The organism is Sorangium sp. So ce302 (assembly GCF_051530145.1).
Taxonomy (GTDB): domain Bacteria; phylum Myxococcota_A; class Polyangia; order Polyangiales; family Polyangiaceae; genus Sorangium; species Sorangium cellulosum_B.
In genome coordinates this window covers 2,738,142-2,756,970 of record NZ_CP150326.1, presented here as the reverse complement: position 1 = coordinate 2,756,970, position 18,829 = coordinate 2,738,142, and the positions used below count along the sequence as shown (strand labels likewise).

Below are 18,829 nucleotides of genomic sequence, written 5' to 3'. Positions count from 1 at the left end.
CGGCGCGACGTGATATCGTCGCCCGCATGCGCCGGTTCGAGTTCGTGCAGGGGACGAGCGCCAAGTTCTGGATGGCCGACGTGGACGACACGACCTTCATCGTCGTCTACGGGCGGCTGGGGACCGCCGGGCAACGCAAGGAGAAGGCGTTCCCCACGGCGGAGGCCGCGCAGCGCGAGTGCGACAAGAAGATCGCGGAGAAGCTCAGGGAGGGCTACCAGGAAGTGGCCGCCGCCGGGGGCGGCGCGCCCGTCGGCGGCGCCCCCGCAGCCACCCCCGGAGCGGCCGCGCCCCCGCAGCCGCCGAAGCTCGATCTGCCGCCGCGCGTCCAGCCCGGCGAGGCCACCGAGGCGCGGCGCAAGGCGGCCGTCCACGCGCTCGCCGCGGTCTCGGCCGCGCGCGGCCGGCGGAGCTGGGTGCTCGGGCGCGCCGTCCGACGCGCCCGCCGGGCGCTCGAGTCGCTCGGCGGGCTCGATCCCGCGACCGACGGGGCGCTGTCCGCCGCGCTGGACGCGCTCCTGGACCGCGTCGTCGCGCCGAGCGCGCGCGATCGCCTGCCGCTCGTGCGCGCGATCGAGCTGCTCTCGGAGCTCGACGCCGCGGCGTTCGCGCGCGCGGTGCGCGACACCTGGAAGGCCCCGCCAGCGACCTCTCCTGCCGCCGGAGCGCTCGCCCTCCTGAAGCGGCAGCTCGAGGAGCTCGACGATCCCGAGCTCGGCCTCAGGCTCGGCGTCCTGCTCGTGGATCGGCCACACCACGGCTCGATGAGCGCCGAGGCCGGGTGGGCGCGCCGCTGGAAGGCGCTCTCGCCGCACCTCGAGGCGCACCTCGCCCACCGCGGGCGCTCGCTGAAGGACCTCCTCGCGAGCATCGACGCGGGCGGCGACCCGCACGTCGCCGAGCGGGTCGCGCGGATGCGCGCGGCGTGAGCTGCTCGGCCTGAGCTGCGCTGACTGAGCTGCGCGGCCTGAGCTGCGCGTCCGGCGCGCCTCGAGGCAACGCTCCGGGCGCCGCGCGGCACCCCCGGCATCCGCGAACACGCCCCACCCACAGGCGCACACCGCGGGAAGCGACGACGCTTCCGTCATCGTCAGATCGACTCTGGCTTGACCTGCACCGCGGGGCTCGCGATTCTCCCAGGCCATCCCGCCGCGGGAGGGCGCCTTGACGAGCTCACCGAATCCGATCGACATCGCGAACGTCAAGCAGCTCGCCACGAGCGGCTCACCTACCCTGGCCGAGGTCGTCGAGACGTACCTCGGGCAGCCGGATCCCAAACCGGAGACGCCGCCGCGCGAGGGGGCGCTCACCTTCGCGGCGTTCCTGCAGCTGCTCTCGCGCGCTCAGGGCATGCGCTCCCCCGAGCAGCGGCGAGAGCAGTCGACCGACGCGTGGAAGCGCTTCCTCGCCCAGGTCGACGCCGCGCCGCCGCCGCGGCTCGAGCTCGCGGACCTGCTCGTGCGCATCTACGAGGAGGGCACGGACGCAGGGCGCAGCGCGCTGCGCGACATCGCCACGAGCGCGCCGCTGGTCTTCGGCGCGTGGGGCGGGCTCAAGCGCATCTACAAGCTGGCCGAGGCGCGGCTCGACGCGGAGCTCTTCGGCGCGCTCGCCTTCCGCTTCGACGTCGAGCTCTCCCGCAGCCGGCGGCGCGAGGTCTCCAAGGGGACGTTGATCTACATGCGCCGCCGCGCGTGGCGCTTCCTGCGCGAGCTCGGCCGGAGCACGCCGGAGCTCTACCCGCAGTTCGCGGTCGAGGTCCTCCGCCACTACGCGCCGGGCACGGGCTTCAGCGACCTCTGGGTCGCGAACCACATCTGGGCGCACGGCACGGGCAAGTACGACGGGCGCTCGTTCCACGGCAACGTCCCGCCGAGCGACCTGGTGAAGCACCGCGCTTTCGACGAGGCGTGGAAGCGATCGCCCGATCCGCTGATGCTCCTGCTCTCGGCCTGCCAGGCCGATCCGCCGGCCAAGTTCGCGATCCAGGGGCTCAAGAAGGACTTCGCCGACACCCTGCGGAGCGTCACGCCCGCGTGGCTTTCGCGCCTCGCGTACCGGCCGCTCGCGAGCGCGCACGAGTTCCTGATCGAGACGCTGCTCGGCTCGCCGGAGCTCCACCAGAGCAAGCTGCGAGGCCTCGGGCTGCACGACGCGGCGCTCGCGCTGCTCGGCTCCCCGAGCCCGAAGGCGCGCACGTTCGCGATCGAGTATGCCCGGGCGCACGCGACGGACCTCGACCCGGAGCGCCTCGCCGCGCTGCTCGCCTCCGAGCACAAGGACACGCGCGCCTTCGCGGCGTCGGCGCTCCAGGGCAAGAGCCCGCGCGCGCTCGGCCACGCGTTCCTGGGGCGGCTGCTCACGCACAGCGAGACCGAGGCGTGGGCCAGCAAGGCCCTGAGCGAGAGCTTCGACCGCGCCGAGCTGCCCGAGGGCTTCCTCGTCGACATGCTCTACGGCGAGTCCGAGCAGAAGAAGTGGGCCGCCGCGTACTTCAAGGCCAAGTACCGGCCCGGCGAGCCCGGGGCGGGCTTCTGGGTGCGCGTTCTCGACGACCCGCGCCACGAGGACGACTACCAGGCGACGAAGTCCGCGCTCGACGCGCTCGGCAAGTACCCGATCGCGGCGATCGGGACGCCGTGGCTGCTCGGCGCGCTCACGCGCAAGCGCCTCGGGTCCACGGTCGCGACCTGGCTCCAGAAGGCCGACGCCCTGCCCGACCTGACGGCCGAGGGCGTCGAGCGCCTGAAGGGGCTCGTCTTCAGCGCCGAGACGCGCGCGGTCGCGCTGGAGGTGCTCGGCAACCCGAAGATCGTGTCGCCGCGGCAGCTCACGCTGCCCTGGCTGCTCGCGCTCGCGCGGCGCGCGGATCCGACGCTGAACGGCTTCGCGCGCCGCTACCTCCTCTCGCACATGAAGCCGCAGGACTTCGACGCGGGGCAGGACGCGAGCGGCCGCGGCGACCGCGAGGCGGGCACGGCGAGGCTGTTCGCGCTCGCGCTCGGCGAGAAGGAGCCCGAGCCGATGCGGGCGTTCGCGCAGACGTACCTGCGCTGCCACCACCCGGTCCTCGGGCCCGAGCAGAGCGAGGCCAAGGAGCTCGAGCTGAAGCCGGCGCTCAAGCGAGGCGCGTTCACCGCCGAGCGCATCTGGCCCGCGCTCTCCGACAAGCGGGACGACGTCCGGCGCTTCGCCGCGCTCATCACGCGCGCCGAGCTCCGGGCGTGGGGCTACCAGACCCGCGTCTACGAGCTCGCGCACAGCGACGCGAAGGAGGTGCGCAACATCGCCTTCGACGCGCTCCGCAAGGTCGGCGACCCGTCGGCCGACCCGGCGATCGCGCTCACGCCGGAGGAGCTCGATCCGGCGCAGGTCTTCGCGCTCACGGAGAGCCTGAAGAAGAGCGCGCGCGAGCTCGGCCTCTCGCTCATCCTGAAGCACTACGCGCGGCTCGGCGGCCCGGAGCGCCTCGGCTGGCTGATGCAGAGCGCCGACCGCGAGGTGCGCCTCTTCGCCGTGCGGATGCTCTGGGAGAAGCACCGGCCGCGCGATCTGCCGCCGGGCTGGCGGCCGCGCGGGGCGCGCGGGGCGCGCGGAGACGACGCGCGCCCCGCGGCGGAGCTGCCCGAGGACGCCGGGCGGTTCGCGGACGTCGAGGCGCTCCGGCGCTTCCTGCGGTACGTGCTGTCCGGGATCCCCGCGGGGCGGTCGCCGGAGCCGGGCGACGACGCGGGCTCGCGCAGGCGCCTCTCGGCGAGCGAGGCCAAGCGGCACGTGATCGAGGTCGTGCGCGATCTCGCGGTCGAGGACGCGGCGTTCGCGGCGCTCGTCGCCCCCGTCATCGCCGAGTTCACCGGGTCGATCGCGAAGGGCGAGTGGCAGGCGTGCCTGGCGGCGCTCCTGCGGCTCAGGCACGCGCACCCGGGGCTCGAGATCGAAGGCCTCGGAGCGGCCGGCGAAGGCCGGGCGCTCCCCGGCGTCGGACAGGAGACCGCATGAGCCACGCGATCGGCCATTACGAGAAGGTCCGCGCGCTCGCGATCGGCCCGCGGCTCCTCGCGGTCGGCGGCGTGCGCGCGCCGGCGCCGGGCGAGGCGCGCGGGACGCGCGAGACGCAGACCGCGCCATCCCCCGCCAGCGCGAGCCAGGTGACGCTGTTCGATCACGTGGCGAACAAGCCGGTGCGCTCGATCGACGTGCCCGCGCACGTGCTGGGCCTCGCCTTCGCGGGCGACCTGCTCGCGGCGGCGTGCTCCGACGGGGCGCTGCGCCTCGTCGCGGGCGGCGCGGCCGACGTGCGGGCGATCGACGCGCACCCGGGCGGCGCCACGGCGATCGCCGCGGCGCCTTCCGGCGCGCGCCTCGCGACCGTGGGGGTCGACGGCGCGCTGCGGGTGTTTCGCGTCGGTGAGGCCGCCGGCTCCCCTGCCCCGCAGCCCGGCGCCGCGGTCGAGATCTCGTCGTTCGCGCTCTCGGCGGCGCCGCTGCGCGCCGTCGCCTTCGATCCCGCCGGCGAGCTCTGCGCGGCGGCAGGCGACGACGGCATCGTCCGCGTGGTCACGCTGTCGACGGGCGCCGTCCGCGCCATGCCGGGCCACGACGGGCCGGTCACGGCGCTCGCGTTCACGCCGCGCGACGGGCGGCTGGCGTCGGGCGGCGACGACGGCACCGTGCGCCTCTGGTACCTCGTCGGCGACGTCGAGTGCGAGGTGCGCGGCGCGGACGGGAGCGGTCACGCGGGCGGCGTCCGCGCGCTCCTGTGCCTGCCCACCCCGCCGCCGCAGGAAGACGGCAAGGAGAGCGGCGACCGCCTGCTGTCCGCAGGCGCGGACGGCGCGATCCGCATCCACCGGCTCGAGGACAAGCGCAAGCCGCGCACGCTGGAGACGAGCGCGCTGGCGCTCCACGCGCTGGCGCTCGCGCCGGCCGCAGCGCGCAAAGGCGCGCGCGGGCAGGCCGCCCGCGGCGGCGCGGACGCGAAGGACGGGCTCGGCGCCGTCTTCGCCGCAGGGGACCGGCGCACGGTATGGCGCTTCCCGATCGACGCCGCCGGCGCGCCCGCGGACGGCACCGCCGAGCTCGCGCACGGCTTCGATGTCCTCGCCCAGGCGCTCGCGGGCGCGCGGCCGGCCCGCGAGAGCGCCGTCAAGACGCTCGCCTCGCTCGACGAGCCCGAGGCGCTCGAGGCCGCGCTCTCCGCGCTCCGATCGGACCGCGACGCCGAGGTGCGCGCGCTCGCCGCCCGCGAGCTCGGGGCGAAAGGGCGCCGCGGCGCGCGCGCGAAGCTGCGCGAGGCGCTCGACGACGAGAGCCCGAACGTCCGCATGGCCGCGCTCGAGGCGCTCCGCGCGATCGAGCGCGACACGCCGCTCGCCCCGCTCCGGGCGGCGCTCGATGCCCGCGCCGCGGACGTGCAGCGCCGGGCGCTCCTCGAGCTCGGGAAGCTCTACGGCAGCTCGCCGCTCATCCCGGGGCTCATCGCCGAGAAGCTCGCCGGCCGCGACGCGTCGGTGCGGCTCACGGCGCTCGACCAGCTCCAGCAGATCCACCCGGACGGCCCGCAGCCGCTCCGCGCCGCCTTCGAGCGCGGCCCGGCCGACCTCCGGGTCGAGGCGCTCATCCGGGCGGCGCTCGCCGGCTGGCTCTCGGCGCCGGAGTTCGCGCCGATCGCGGCGCGCGCGCTCGACGACGAGGACGCCGAGGTGCGCCGCATCGCGTTCGCGGCGAAGGTGATCGAGCGGCGCGCGCTCGCCCACGCGCTCGAGGCGCGCGACGAGGATCTCGGCCGCGCGGCGATCGACATCGCGCGGCGCGCGGCCGAGGTCCTGCGGCGCGCCGGCGCGGGCGGCGCGGAGAAGCCCGCGGCGAACGCGAAGGATGGGGCGAAGGACGGCGCGAAGGCGGCCGACGAGGCGGCCATCAAGGCGGCGCGCGCCCGGATCCCCGGCGTGGGCAGCCCGGGGACCGAGCCCGCCGAGGCCGACCTCGAGCCGCTGCTCACCGCGATGGCGTGCCGCACCCCGGACACGGCGGTGCGGGGGGCGCGCGGCCTCGCGCAGCTCGGCGACACGCGCGCCCTCGGCGCGCTGCTGCAGCTCACGCGCGAGCAGGACCCGTCGCTGCGACGGCAGGCGGCGACCGCGCTCGCCGAGCTCCGGGACACCCGCGCCGAGAAGCGCCTCATCTGGATGCTCGACGACGCGGACGGTGCGGTGCGCGCCGCGGCGCACGACGCCTACGCGCGGCTCCAGCCGTCGGCCCCGCTCACCGTCGCCGAGGCGTCGCTCCGCTCGTCGCAGGAGGACATCCGCGTCCGCGGGCTCGACCGGCTCGTGGCGCTCGCCGGCGAGGGCAAGGGACCGAGGCCGCCCGAGGCCGAGGCGCTGCTCGCCGACGCGATCGAGGACGAGTCGCCCAAGGTCCGCCGCGAGGCGTTCCGGACGCTCTGGTCGTGGCACGCCTCGGATCCGCAGACGGCGCTCGACCGCGCCCAGCTCGCGCGCTTCCCCGATCTGCGCCTGCGCGCCGTCGAGGAGCTCAAGGCGCACGGCGAGCAGCCGTGGGCTGCGGAGCGGCTGCACGCGGCCATCGGCGACCGCGACGCGGGCGTGGCCCAGGCCGCGTACGACGCCGTCGTCAAGCTGCGCGGCAAGGAGGCCGCGGAGCCGCACCTCGCCGCGATGGCGTCGATCCACCCCTCGGTCCGGGAGAGCGGCGCGCGCGGGGCCGCGCACATGCCGGCGGGCGACGACGCGCGCAACGCCCTGCTCCGGCTGCTCGCCACGCGCGTGCCGGTGGGCGAGGCCGCGCGCAGCGCCCTGAGCAAGCTGCTCGAGGACGAGCACGCGGGGCCGCGCATCGCCGCGATCGAGGCGCTCGACAAGCTCCTTCCGGGCGAGGCGGGGCCGCTCCACATCGGCCTCCAGTCGAGCCACCTCGATCTCCGGGTGCGCGCGGCCGAGCTCTGCGCCGTCCGGCGCGACGAGCAGCTGATCAACCCGATGCGGGCGCTCCTCGCCGATCAGTCCCTCTTGAACGCGGGTCGGGGATCCGCGTTCGCGGTCCCCTCCGCGCAGATGCCGATCCAGGTCCTCGGCCCGCTGCGCGCGCGCGCCGCGACCGCGCTGGCGACGCTGGGATCGCCGCGCCTCGTCAAGTACTTCGCCACCGAGCTCCTCAAGGACGAGTACCCCGACGTGCGCGAGCAGGCCGCGCGCGGGCTCGCGATGGCCGCCCGCCGCGGCGAGGAGGGCTACCTGCTCGACGCCATGGGCCACGCCGACGTCGCGGTGCGGTCGTGGGCCGCCGACGGGCTCGCGCGGCTCGGCGACGTGCGGGCGCTGCCGGTGCTCACGGGCACGCTGCGCCACGAGCACCCGCCCATCCGCGTCGCGACGATCATGTCGTTCGCGGCGCTCGGGCCCGAGGGCTACGGCGGCATGCTGCAGGGCCTCGAGGACAGCTCGCGCGAGGTCCAGGAGATCGTCTTCGCGATCGTGCTCGCGCGCGACCTCAGGGCGTTCCGCCGCGGCGACCCGCCGGACCTCCTGACGAGCGCGCTCTCGTCGCAGCGCTCCGACGTGCGCTTCGCCGCGGCGCGCGCGCTGGAGCTCCGCACCGATCCGGAGCTGTACCTCGCCCACCTCATCGAGGCGCTGATGCCCCCGCGCCCCGACACGGCGGAGCAGGGCCGCGCGGCCGACGGCGAGAAGCCCGCCGGCACGAAGGACTGGCCGCCCGAGGTCGCGCGCGGGCGCATCCTGGTCGGCCTCGCCGAGGCGCTCGCCAGCGACGACCCGCAGCAGCGCTACGCGGCCGCGCAGGTGCTTCGCATCCGGCGCAAGCCGGTCGAGTACTTCCGCGAGGCGAAGCGCGTGGCCGCGCTGCGCCCCGCGGGCGCCCACGTCGTGGCGGACACGACCCCGCGCGCCGCAGAGGAGAGCGACACGAAGCCCGCGAAGGGGTGGCTCCGCCGCCTCTTCGCGCAGCCCGAGCCGAGCGGGCAGAGCGGCCAGAAGCAGAGCGACAAGCCGGCCGGCGACGCGGTCCCGGAGGGCGAGCAGCGGCGGCTGCGCTGGCTCGCGTTCGGCGCGTACATGGGCCTCCTCCGGCAGGTCTCGGCGGGCGACGACGAGGCGCACCGCACGCGCCGCGACGCCATCGATCGCATCGTCGACGTCTGCGCCAGGGGGCACGTCAGCAGCACGGCGGCGGTCCCGCCGCTCGTCCGGGCGCTCGACGACCCGCACCACCTCGTGCGCAAGGCGGCGTTCGCGGGGCTCAAGGCGCTCTTCCCGGCGGGGGCGGGCGAGCCGCTCGCGCTCGGGCTCGCGTCGGCGTCGGCCGACGTGGCGCGGACCGCGCTCGACGAGATCGCCGCGCGGGGCGGCGACGCCCGCCCCGAGATCGTGCGCGCGCTCAGCTCCGCGCTGCCCGACGTGCGCCGCTACGCCTTCGAGCTCCTGGAGCGGCTCTCTCCGAAGGGCAGCCTCGATCCGCTCCTCGCGGCGCTCGGCAGCGAGCACGCCGACCTCCGCCTCGGCGTGCTCGAGCGCCTCGCGTCGTCGAGCGATCCGCGCATCGTGCCCGCCCTGTGCCGCGCGATGGAGAGCGATCACGACGACCTGCGCCTGCGCGCCGCGGAGCTCCTCGCCCGCAGCCGCGACGATCGCGCGGTCGACGTGCTCTCGGCGTTCCTGCGCGAGGGCGCGGCCGCGCCTTCGGCGCGCGCCCGCAAGGCGCTCGTCGCGCTCGCGAGCGACGCGGCGGTGCGGGCGCTCGCGGCGCGCATGGATGAGGCCGCCACGCCGGCGGACCGCGCCGCGCTGGCAGGCGCGCTCGGGAGCACGCGGAACCCCGCGGCCACCGCCCCGCTCTCGGCGCGCTTCGACGACGAGGCGGCCGAGGTCCGGAGCGCCGCGCTCAAGGCGTGCCTCGAGATCGTCGACAAGGGGCGCGAGCGCGAGAAGCGCGAGACGGCGCTCGCGCTCGCCTTCCTCGCCGCCGCCGCGCGCGCGAAGGACCCGGCGCTCCGCCTCGCCGCGGCGCGCGAGCTCGATCTCGGCGACGATCCCGCGCAGAACGACCTTTTGGTCGCGCTCTTCGCGGATCGCGATCTCCCCACGCGCGTCGCGGCCGTGACGTCCTACGCGAAGCGCGTCAAGGGCGATCGACAGGAGCGCGCGCCCTCGGGGCCGCTCGAGGCCGTGCTGCGCGCGGGCGCACGCGAGCTCGTGCTGCCCGCCGCGGAGGGGGTGGCCGAGCGGGGCCTCGCGGCGGCGCTCCGGCCGCTCCTCCTCGTCGTGCGCGCGGGCGAGCCCGGGGAGCGGGAGCGCGCGCTGCTCGCGCTCGGCACGCTCGGGGACGCCCGCGCGCTGGAGGAGCTCGAGGCGGTGGCCGCCGGCGGCACCAAGGAAGCGGCAGTCAACGCGGGTCGGGGGTCGGCGTCCGCCGCCCCCTCCGTCGAGCCGAGCATGCAGGCCGCCGCCACGGAGGCGCTCGGCCGCATCGCCCCGAAGCTCGGGAGCGCCGAGCTCCGCAAGCGCGCCTCGGAGCGCGTCGAGCAGGCGCTCCACGCGGACTCCATCGATCTCCGCGAGTCGGCGGCGAAGGGCGTGCGCTGGATCGGCGGCGAGCGCGCCCGCGTGCTGCTCGAGGAGCTCGTGCGCGCCGGCGACACGCCCGACAGGCTCCGCGTCGTCGCGGTGAACGAGCTCGGCCTGCTCGGCGACGGCGCGGCCGAGCCCGCGCTCGCCCGCGCGCTCGACGCGCGGAGCAGCGAGGTCCGCAAGGCCGCGCGCAAGGCGCTGGAGAAGCTCTTCCCTGGCGAGCGGACGCGCGTCGAGCTCCTCGCGGTCGGGAGCGAGCACGACGAGATCGCGGGCCCGGCGGCGAGCTACCTCGCCGCGGAGGCCGACCCGGCCGAGCTCTTGCCCCGGCTCGCCGCGCTCAAGGACGAGGACCTGCGGCAGCGCCTCGCCATGGGCCTGCTCCGCCGCGGCGCGCTGCCTGTGGCCGCGCTCCTGCGCATGCTCGAGGACGAGCGCGCCCCGGCGCGGCAGGAGGCCGCGCGGCTCATCGCCGCCGGCACCGTGGCCGGCGATCGCGGGGCCCTCGCGGGCGCGCTCGCCGCCGCGGCGCAGCGCACCGCGGAGCGCTGGTCGGCCGCGCACGGCGACGAGCGCAGCGCCGAGGCCGCGGCGTGGCGCGAGCTGCTCTGGGCCGCGGGGCGCGCCGGCGCGACCGCGATGGCGCCCGCGCTGCGCGCGCTCCTCTCGAACGACAGCGCCCCCGGCGAGATCCGCCGCGAGGCCGCGCGCGCCCTCGGCGCGCTCGAGTCGGCCGCGAGGTCCGCAGGGGCCGCGCCGCCCGCGGGCGCCGTGGAGGCGCTCACGGCGGCCCTCAAGGACATGGACGCCGGCGTCCGGGCCTCGGCGTCGGCCGCGCTCGCCGCGCTGGCGCCGGACGGCTCGGCCGCGATCGCCGTGGCGGTGAGGCCGTTCGACCCGGTCGCCTTCGGGCCGACCGCGCGCGTCGCCTCGCCCGAGGCGCTCGCGGCGCTCGCTGCGACCGAGCCGGGCCGGCGCCTCGCGCTGCCGTCGATCCTCGCGCGCCACGACGCCGCCGCGCTCGCCCCGCTGATCTCGCTCGCGCAGGGCAGCGGCGGCGACGCCTCCGCGCGCCTCGACGCCATCGCGGCGCTCGGCCGCGCCGGCGGCGAGCGCGCGCTCGAGGCGCTCGCCGCGCTCGCCTTCGACAAGGAGAAGGCCAAAGAGAAGGCCGACGTCGCCGTCCGCAAGGCCGCGTACCGAGCGTACCGCCGCGCGAAGCGCAAGGCGGCGGATCCCCGCGCGGCGCGGCTCGCGGCCGCGCGCTCGTCCAGAGAGCCCGAGACCCCCGAAGGAGTCAACGCATGACGGCCGCACTCGCCCGCCCGATCCTCCTCCGGTACGCCGCGCCGAGCGAGCTCGCCGCCGCCCCGCTCCACACGAGCGTGCGCCTCTCCCTCGACGGCGCCCGCGGCCCGGTCGGCGTGCGCGGCACCGTCCGCGACGCGGCGCTCTTCCGCGACGCGATGGCCGCGCTGGCGACCATCCTGGAGAGCGATCTCCGGTACAAGGGCCGGGATCGGACCGCGTACCTCGCCTACCTGATGAAGCAGGGCAAGAAGGCGACGGCGGCCATCTGGGAGGCGCAGAAGGCGTTCCTGGAGGGCGCCTTCCCCGACGACGCGGCGGCCCAGGGCGACGGCTCCGCGGCGAAGCCGAGGGCCTCCGGCGCGCTCGATCCCGTGCTCACGGTGCACCCGGACGAGGTCTCGATCGAGGTCTTCTCGCGCGACGAGAGCGCCTACGCCCGGCTCGCCTTCTCCAGCGACCTCTTCGAGGGCCGCGAGGCGGCCCACGGCACCGCCTTCGTCGATCTCTCGCCGCGCATCGTCGAGCAGATCGATCGCCTGCGCGCCTACGCCAAGGTGGAGCTCGACGCAGGCGCGGCGCGCGGAGACGCCGCGGCGCGCGCCACGCCGATCGAGCGCTCGCTCGAGGTCCCGACGACCTGGCTTCGCGGCTTCCTGCAGGTGCAGTCGGCGGCGACGCTCCCCGCGGTCTCCTGCGAGCTCGCGCCGATCGATCTCTACAACGCGCTGTTCGTGCTCCGCACCCGCAAGGCGAAGAAGCCGCCCCGAGGCCTGCGCTTCGAGCTCGTCCCCGGCAAGCCGCCGCGCCTCATCCTGGAGCCCTGGGAGATCTTGATCGAGGGCCACGGCCCTCCGTACGAGGGCCCGCCGCGCGTGGTCCGGACCTTCGGCCGGCAGCGGCTGCTCGCGCTGTCGCGGCTCCTGCCGCACGTGCAGCGCGTGCGCGCCGAGCTCCGGGGCCCCGGGCTGCCGGTCTTCTGGGTGCTCGATCTGGGCCGCGCGACGCTGACGATCGCGCTCACGGGCTGGACCGACAGCAGCTGGGCCAGCGCCGCCTCGTTCGACGCCCTGATGCCTCGAGAGGGGAAAGGCGGCGACAAGGCGCGCGCGGCGCTCGACGCGCTCGCGGGCAGGCAGCTCGCCCTCCTCCGCGAGCGGGGGCCGCTCCCGCTCGCGTCGCTCGCGGCCGGCGGCGGCGCCGAGGACGCCCGCGCGGCGCTCCAGCTCGAGTGCCTGCGCGGCCGGGTGCTCTACGACGTCGCGCGCCGCGTCTACCGCCCGCGCGAGCTGTTCGCCGATCCGGTGGACGAGCGCGACATCCGCTACAGCTCGCCCCGCGAGGCCGCGGCCCACCGCCTGCTCGGCGCGCCCGGCGCGGTGAGGCCGACCAAGGTGCACGAGATCGCCGGCGAGGGCACCGAGATCCACGGAGAGGTCGCGGACCGGGAGGCGCACCGCGACTTCGCGCCGCGGTTCACGATGGATCTCGAGGGCCGCGTCTCCGACGCGTGGTGCAGCTGCCCCACGTTCCGCCGGAGCGGCCTCCGCGAAGGTCCGTGCGAGCACATGATCGCGCTCCGCGTCGCCTACGCCCGCGAGCGCGCCGAGCGGGACGCCCTGCGCCAGACGGCCGAGGGGCGGTCGCTCATCCGCGCCGAGACGCGCACGTACGTGCGCCGCGAGGCCTCGGGCGCGGAGGTCGTCTACCGTGTCTCCCTGGACGACCGCGTAGTACACCTGTCGTGGGGGGCGCGCGCCGAAGCGCCTCGACACCAGCGCATTTGGTTTGACACGGACGGCGAAGCGCGCGACGCGTATTTCAAGAGACTGGATGCATTGACGTCCTCCGGGTTCGTGGACGCCGACGCGTCGTCAGCATGAGAAAGGAAAGGAGGTCAAGAAAAAGAGATTGTTCGTGTTGCCAGGAGAGGTTCTGAACGCACCAGCCTCCACGCCTCGAGCGTAGGAGCGGCGTCGCGCCGCTCTGGAGGAACCGCCAGTCACTCTCCGCAAGGTAGCCTGTTCTTGGTTCTCTTCGGCTAGACGAGCCCTACGGCGTCGGGAGAGCTGAGACAACCTCGCAAACGCCGTTTCTCCCGACGCCGTAGGGCTCGTCTAGCCGAAGAGAACCGGTGAGGCTACCGTGCACCAAGCGATGAAGGTGATGCGCTTGGAGCCTCTCTTGGCGACATGAGACAGCGATCGACGGTCCGGCCTCCTCAGGACAGATCGCTTCCATCGTGACTCACCACCACGCTCCCACCGAGACATGACCGCGAAGATCGACGCGACCGTTCAAGCCCGAGCCCCCGTCGTTCTCCCCATCACGACGCCGCCTGCCCCCGGCGGCGCGGCGGCCCGCGGCGTGGGCGCAGAAGCGCGCCGGCTCGCCCACGAGGAGCGCGTCGCCCGCTGGAAGGCGATCGACGAGGCGGGCGGGATCGACGCGTGGGTGAGCGCGGAGCTCACGTCGAAGGGCGCCCTCGCGACCGGCGATCCCAAGGTGATGTCCGACCGGGAGCGCGCGCAGTGGAAGGAGCGCAAGAAGGTCGAGGCCAGGGAGCGCCGCTCGCTGCGCCGCCTGGCCTGGGAAGCCTACGTCGCCACGCACGTCAACCACCTTGGCGCGGGCGTGCACTGGAGCGACCGTGTCGGGCCGGACAGGCTCGATGTGCCCGGGCTGAGCGAGCGCGCGCGGGCGCACGGGCTCCCCGACCTGCCGGGCGCGGCCGAGCTCGCGAGCGCGCTGGGGCTGTCGATCCCGCGGCTCCGCTGGCTCGCGTACCACCGCGAGGTCGACACGGGCACCCATTACCGGCGGTGGCACATCCCGAAGCGCGACGGCAGCGCGCGCACCATCTCGTCGCCGAAGCGGGATCTGAAGCGCGCGCAGCGCTGGGCGCTCCGCAACCTGTTCGAGAAGCTGCCGGTCCACGCCGCGGCGCACGGCTTCCTGGCGAGCCGATCCATCGTCACGAACGCCGCCGCGCACGCCGGCGCCGACACGATCGTCAAGGTGGATATCAAGGACTTCTTCCCGACGATCACGTGGCGCCGCGTGCGCGGCCTGCTCCGCAAGGCCGGCGTGGCCGAGGGTCCCGCGACGCTCGTGGCGCTCCTCTCGACGGAGGCGCCCCGGGACGTCGTGCAGTTCCGAGGGCAGACGCTCTACGTGGCGACGGGCCCGCGCGTGCTCCCGCAGGGCGCGCCCACCTCCCCGGCGATCACGAACGCGATCTGCCTGCGGCTCGATCGGCGCGCGTCCGGCCTCGCCCGCAAGCTGGGGCTTCGTTACACGCGGTATGCTGACGATCTCACGTTCTCCTTCCGCGCGCCCGAGGCGCCCGGCCTCGCCGACGCCGCGCGGCCGCGCGCGCCGGTGGGCGCGCTGCTCCGCGGGCTCCGAGAGATCCTGAGCTCGGAGGGCTTCCGGCTGCATCCGAGCAAGACCGTGGTGATGCGCAAGGGCAGCCGGCAGAAGGTGACAGGCCTCGTCGTCAACCAGGCGAGCGAGGGGGCGCCGGCGGCGCGCGTCCCGCGCGAGCGGGTGCGCGCGCTGCGCGCGGCGATCCGCAACCGGGAGCTCGGGAGGCCAGGAAAGGGCGAGACGCTCGCGCAGCTCAAGGGGCTCGCGGCGTTCGTGTACATGACGGATCCGGCCAAGGGGCGCGCGTTCCTCGGGCGCATCGAGGCGCTGGAGCGCAATCAGCCGGCGCCTGCCGGCGACGCGGGCTCTCCCGAGGCGCGCCCCGTGCTCACGTAGGGCGGGCTACCCCGCGGCTGAAGAGCCCCGGGCCGGCGACGCGGCGTCGCAAGAGCCCCGCCACGACCCGCTCACCCGCGTGCTCCTCGCCGCGCGTGACGGCCGTCCGTAGGTCGACCCCCGGGTGCCTCTGCTGCACCGCCGACAGCGGCAGCCGCAGCAGCAGCCGCCGGCCCCGGCTCATCGTCAGCTCGAAGGGGGTGTCCGACTGAAACCACGCGAACGTCCCTTCGCGCAGGAGTGCCCGGCGCCCCGCCTGCACGATCACCCCCTCCCCCTCGGCAACGGCGACGATCTTGAGCAGCCCCGTGGAAACTCTGGGCTCGCAGCGGACCTCGAACGGCTCGGCGCCGAGCCAGAGCAGCTCGCCAGGGCCGGCCCGCACCGCGCGCTCGAGCATGGACTCCGGAGGTGTCGCCACGTGGGTCAGTTCCATCGTGGACCATCCGTCGCGTCGAATCGGGCCAGGCGAGAGGAGCCCCGACACACCACCTTGAGGCCAGGCGTTCGGCGCCGGAGGAACATCATGTCTGCCGCCCAGATCATTCGCGTGCCCATTCTACCCTTTCGCATGCTCAACGCCCACCTGCTCGTCGGCGCCACCGGTTGCGTGCTTGTCGATGCCGGCGTGACGGACGCGGCGCCCAGGGTGGGCGAGGCGCTGGCGCGCGCGGGCCGCGGCTGGTCCGACGTGAAGGCGATCGTGGTCACTGCGCCGTCGGCGTCGAGCTCACGCGGCTGGTCGACGAGGGAATACAGACCTTCTACCTGGGCCACGGAGGGCCGCTCGGCGCTGACGAGGTGCGGCGGCACGCCCGCGTGTTGGCCGGATCCATCGCCGGCGTGCCCCACCTGCAGCGGACGCCCCAGCTGCGGTGAGCGACGAGACATCGGCACACATCGTCTGTCTTCACGCGCCGGTGATGCTCGGCGTGAACCCCACGGACTGGTTCTCGATCGTGGTGGCCGGGGCTCGTCTACGATTTCGGCATCGGGTTCAACTTCGGCGGGCTGTCGAGCTACAAGGACCTTCAAGAGCCGATGTGACGCGCCCGCCGGACTAGCGGGCTGGGCCGGTCGTCGAGAAGAGGCGGATCGCGTCCTTCGGGGTGCGCATCGTGACCATGCTCGACAGATCGATGCCCAGCGAGGTCATCGTGTGCGCGACCGCTGGCTGGATCCCGGTGATCGCCGCGCGCGCGCCGAGCAGGCCTATCGCGCGGACGATGCCGACCAGCCGGTCGGCGGTGCGCGTGTCGATCGTCTCCAGCGCCGAGAGGTCGAGCACGACGCTGCGCACCTGCCGCGTCGCGATGATGTTGAGAAGGCGCTCGGTGAGCGTCGCCGTCCGCTCCTCATCCATGGCGCCGATGAGCGGCACGCCGACGACGCCATCGGCGACCTCCAGGATGGGCGCGGAGAGCGCCAGGATCTGCCGGTGCTGCGCCTGGATGACGGCGAGCCTCCGGTCGAGCTCCGCCGCGAGCGCCGACTTCTCGTCCGCCTCGCGCCGGGCCGCCGCGGCCATGGACTCGAGCTCGCGCGCCGAGCTCTGGAGCGCGTCCTGCGCCCTCTGGCGCTCGGTGACATCCACGCAGAAGCAGGCGACCTGCACCTCGCCGCTCCTGCGGAGGATGGGCTTCTTGACCGTCTCGTACCAGTGCACGTCGCCGTTCGGCCGCGTCTCCTTCTCCTCGATGACCACGGGTTGTCTCGTGTCGATGACCTGCCGGTCGACGCTTGTGAAGCCTGAGGCCTCATCGACGCTCGCGGTGAGCTCGTGCTGGGACGCGTGGACGACCTGCGCCGGCGTCATCCCGTAGCAGCTCGCGAGGGCGCTGTTCGCCATGACGTAGCGGCTGCGCCGGTCCTTGATGAACATGAGGTTGGGCGCGAGGTCGATGAAGTTGCGCAGGAGCTCCAGCTCCTCGGCGAGCGCCTCCTCGCGGCGGCGCTGCGGAGCGTCGTCGGCCGCATGAGCGTGGACGAAGACGAGCGGCTCTCCCTCGGATCTCGAGCACCGCAGGAGCGTCCAGCGCTGCGGGCTCGCCCCGTTGCTCGCCGTGGCGTCGATCTCCGCCCGGCTCTGGGCCCCGCCGAGCACCGCGCGAGCGGCCTCCTCCGCCTCGGGCACAAGCAGCGCCGCCTCTCCAAACGTGTTGCGCCAGGCCAGGTTGGCCTCCCGCAACCGGAGGTTCACGTCGAGCACCGCGAGCGGTTCAGGAAATGCGTCCAAGTCTGCGTGCATCCATACCTCCCCCGCGGCCCGTGCGGCGCAGCAGACGCACCATGCCGCATCGTTGAAGATGCCTGTGCTTCAGCGCCTTGTCTACGGCGCGCGCCGGTGCCCGCGACGAAAGCCACCGTCCCTCACATCGGAGGTTCCGTGAGTGACGGACGGGCGAGCGGTGCTGGACGGGCTGGGCCTGGTTCGCGATGTAGAGCGACAGACCATGAAGGGGCAGGACTCTGCCCGTCCACGGCGTTCCCATCGACGGCTGTAGAGTACGTCGTGGGCGTGGCGTGGACGTGCTCGCACCTACGCGAGTCAGGAGAGCGACGCGCGCGCCGGGTTCGCGATGGCTGACTACGGCGCTGTCGGGTGCGGGGCCTGGCTCCCCTTCAAGGGCAGCCGCGCCGCGGGATCGCCGAGGAGCACATAACCCCGCAGATCGTTGCGCAGCATGAACGCGCTGCCGCGCTGCATGGGATCGACCGGAGAAGGCCGGTTCCACACGCGCGCGTCCTCCTCGGCGTTGTAGCCGCAGAGTAGCTCATCGTTGACCTCGCGGTAGGAGCGCATCAGCGCGTCGAGCGCCACGCCGGCGCGGCTGCCGCGGGCCATGGCCTGGATGCTGCTGAAGATCCGGGAGGCGCGGCTCTGGGTCATCCTGTTGGGATCGACGAAGCCAAAGGTCCAGGCCAGATCCAGATGCGCTATCACCGAGAGCGGCCCCTCTGGATTCCGGAGCGCGGCCTGCGGCAGCGCGGCGAGGAACGGACGCTCGCCGCCCTGAGGCAAGCTCGCCAGCACCCGCTGGACCTGGCCGCTGTAGGCGCCCTCGCGCGCGAGGAGCGAGAGCCAGGGATAGAACGCGCTCTCCTTCGGCGTCCCGGCCCCGAAGCAGGCCAGACAGAACCACAGGCCGCCTGGGAGGAAGGGCGCGTGTTGCAGCATGTCCGCCGTGAGCAGCGGCGCGGAGCTGCCCTGTGCGCCCACGAGCAGCGCCCCCTGGAGCGCGCGCTGCTGATCGACGGAGGCCCACCCGCCACGGGGTCGGCCGAGCCCGTGGCTCACGGACAGGAGCACGGAAGGCCTCGGCGTGCTCCCCGCGCGGAGGAGATCGTCTGCGCTGTCGGCGCCGGGGATCTCGATGATGTTCGCGGCCGGGAAGGGTCGCCTACCTTGCCTCTGCGCCATCGTGACGCAAGGCTCGGTGAGCAGGCTGCGGCCGAGCTGGGTAGCGGCGGTGCCGTCGTCCGCGACGAAGAACAGCGCGTCGGGCCGGTCGTGGCCAGAAGGCTCCTTGGCCCAGCGCACCACCTTGTCGGCGTACGCGGCATAGCCGCTGGGATCCGACTTGCCGTCGGCGCCCGCGATGTGGAGACGGCCGACGAACGCGCCGTTCGCGAGGACGTGCTGGAGCTCGGCGGAGACGGCGTCGAGATCCCCGAGGAGGAGCAGATACCGGGGCCTCTCCTCTTCCGGAATCGACTCGTCGCACAGCATATCGGTCTTCCACCGGGCCGCTTCGGCCATGTCCATTCCAGGCTTGACGCGGTAGGGTCTCACGGGCGCCCCCTGCTCCGCCTCCCTGAGCCGGAGGAGCAGCGCGATCGCCTCGAGCGCCTCGTCGCCCAGCGCGCCCTCGGGCGCGATCACCGACCAGCGCTGGAGCGCGAGATCGTTGGGATCCGCGTCGGGCGCGTCGAGCGAGAGCGCGTCCACGCCACGAGGCACCTTTTCCGGCCGCAGCGCGCTGCCCGCAGCGACCTCGGGCAGGCCCGCCGCGAGGATGGGGCGGAGCTCGATGGCGTCCGCGAGCAGGAGCTCCAGGGTGCTGGGGAGTGCGGCACTCATGGCGGTCGCAGGGTGCCAGGGGCACACCGGTGGGTCAATGCAGCCGACGCCACAGCGTCGTACCTGG

General features: G+C 74.8%; 8 protein-coding genes and 1 pseudogene. 6 read left to right on the top strand and 3 right to left on the bottom strand.

The window, feature by feature from the left end:
* Positions 1-26 precede the first annotated feature (26 nt).
* From WME73_RS10710 to WME73_RS10690, 5 genes are all read left to right on the top strand, one after another.
* Positions 27-929, top strand: a complete 903-nt coding sequence (locus WME73_RS10710; protein ID WP_437915595.1) for a WGR domain-containing protein — start codon at positions 27-29, stop codon at positions 927-929.
* A 235-nt stretch (positions 930-1,164) separates the two neighbouring features.
* On the top strand, positions 1,165-3,999 hold the full coding sequence (locus WME73_RS10705; RefSeq protein ID WP_437915594.1) for a hypothetical protein: 2,835 nt from the start codon (positions 1,165-1,167) through the stop codon (positions 3,997-3,999).
* A complete protein-coding gene (locus tag WME73_RS10700; RefSeq protein ID WP_437915593.1) occupies positions 3,996-10,916 on the top strand; it encodes a HEAT repeat domain-containing protein in 6,921 nt (2,306 codons plus the stop codon). The genes WME73_RS10705 and WME73_RS10700 overlap by 4 nt, the downstream gene beginning before the upstream one ends.
* On the top strand, positions 10,913-12,799 hold the full coding sequence (locus WME73_RS10695) for an SWIM zinc finger family protein (RefSeq protein WP_437915592.1): 1,887 nt from the start codon (positions 10,913-10,915) through the stop codon (positions 12,797-12,799). The genes WME73_RS10700 and WME73_RS10695 overlap by 4 nt, the downstream gene beginning before the upstream one ends.
* 388 nt (positions 12,800-13,187) lie before the next feature.
* A complete protein-coding gene (locus WME73_RS10690) occupies positions 13,188-14,681 on the top strand; it encodes a reverse transcriptase family protein (RefSeq protein WP_437915591.1) in 1,494 nt (497 codons plus the stop codon).
* Here WME73_RS10690 and WME73_RS10685 read toward each other — a convergent pair.
* Entirely contained in the window at positions 14,674-15,117 is a 444-nt protein-coding gene (locus WME73_RS10685; RefSeq protein ID WP_437745367.1) for a hypothetical protein, read from the bottom strand. The genes WME73_RS10690 and WME73_RS10685 overlap by 8 nt on opposite strands.
* A 90-nt stretch (positions 15,118-15,207) precedes the next feature.
* Between WME73_RS10685 and WME73_RS10680 the strand changes: the two are divergent.
* Positions 15,208-15,333, top strand: a pseudogene (locus WME73_RS10680) (MBL fold metallo-hydrolase); the annotation flags it as partial.
* A 408-nt stretch (positions 15,334-15,741) separates the two neighbouring features.
* Here the strand turns inward: WME73_RS10680 and WME73_RS10675 are convergent.
* Together WME73_RS10675 and WME73_RS10670 are read right to left on the bottom strand one after the other, a co-directional pair.
* Complete coding sequence (locus WME73_RS10675; RefSeq protein ID WP_437915590.1) at positions 15,742-16,929, bottom strand: PAS domain-containing protein; 1,188 nt, start codon at positions 16,927-16,929, stop codon at positions 15,742-15,744.
* Positions 16,930-17,268: 339 nt separating this feature from the next.
* Complete coding sequence (locus WME73_RS10670; RefSeq protein WP_437745365.1) at positions 17,269-18,762, bottom strand: hypothetical protein; 1,494 nt, start codon at positions 18,760-18,762, stop codon at positions 17,269-17,271.
* Positions 18,763-18,829: the final 67 nt, after the last annotated feature.

Bases quoted from the DNA above. Each gene is read 5' to 3' on its own strand.
- WME73_RS10670 (WP_437745365.1), bottom strand. From the start codon at position 18,762: ATGAGTGCCGCACTCCCCAGCACCCTGGAGCTCCTGCTCGCGGACGCC.
- WME73_RS10690 (WP_437915591.1), top strand. From the start codon at position 13,188: ATGACCGCGAAGATCGACGCGACCGTTCAAGCCCGAGCCCCCGTCGTT.
- WME73_RS10695 (WP_437915592.1), top strand. From the start codon at position 10,913: ATGACGGCCGCACTCGCCCGCCCGATCCTCCTCCGGTACGCCGCGCCG.
- WME73_RS10710 (WP_437915595.1), top strand. From the start codon at position 27: ATGCGCCGGTTCGAGTTCGTGCAGGGGACGAGCGCCAAGTTCTGGATG.
- WME73_RS10700 (WP_437915593.1), top strand. From the start codon at position 3,996: ATGAGCCACGCGATCGGCCATTACGAGAAGGTCCGCGCGCTCGCGATC.
- WME73_RS10675 (WP_437915590.1), bottom strand. From the start codon at position 16,929: ATGCACGCAGACTTGGACGCATTTCCTGAACCGCTCGCGGTGCTCGAC.
- WME73_RS10685 (WP_437745367.1), bottom strand. From the start codon at position 15,117: ATGGAACTGACCCACGTGGCGACACCTCCGGAGTCCATGCTCGAGCGC.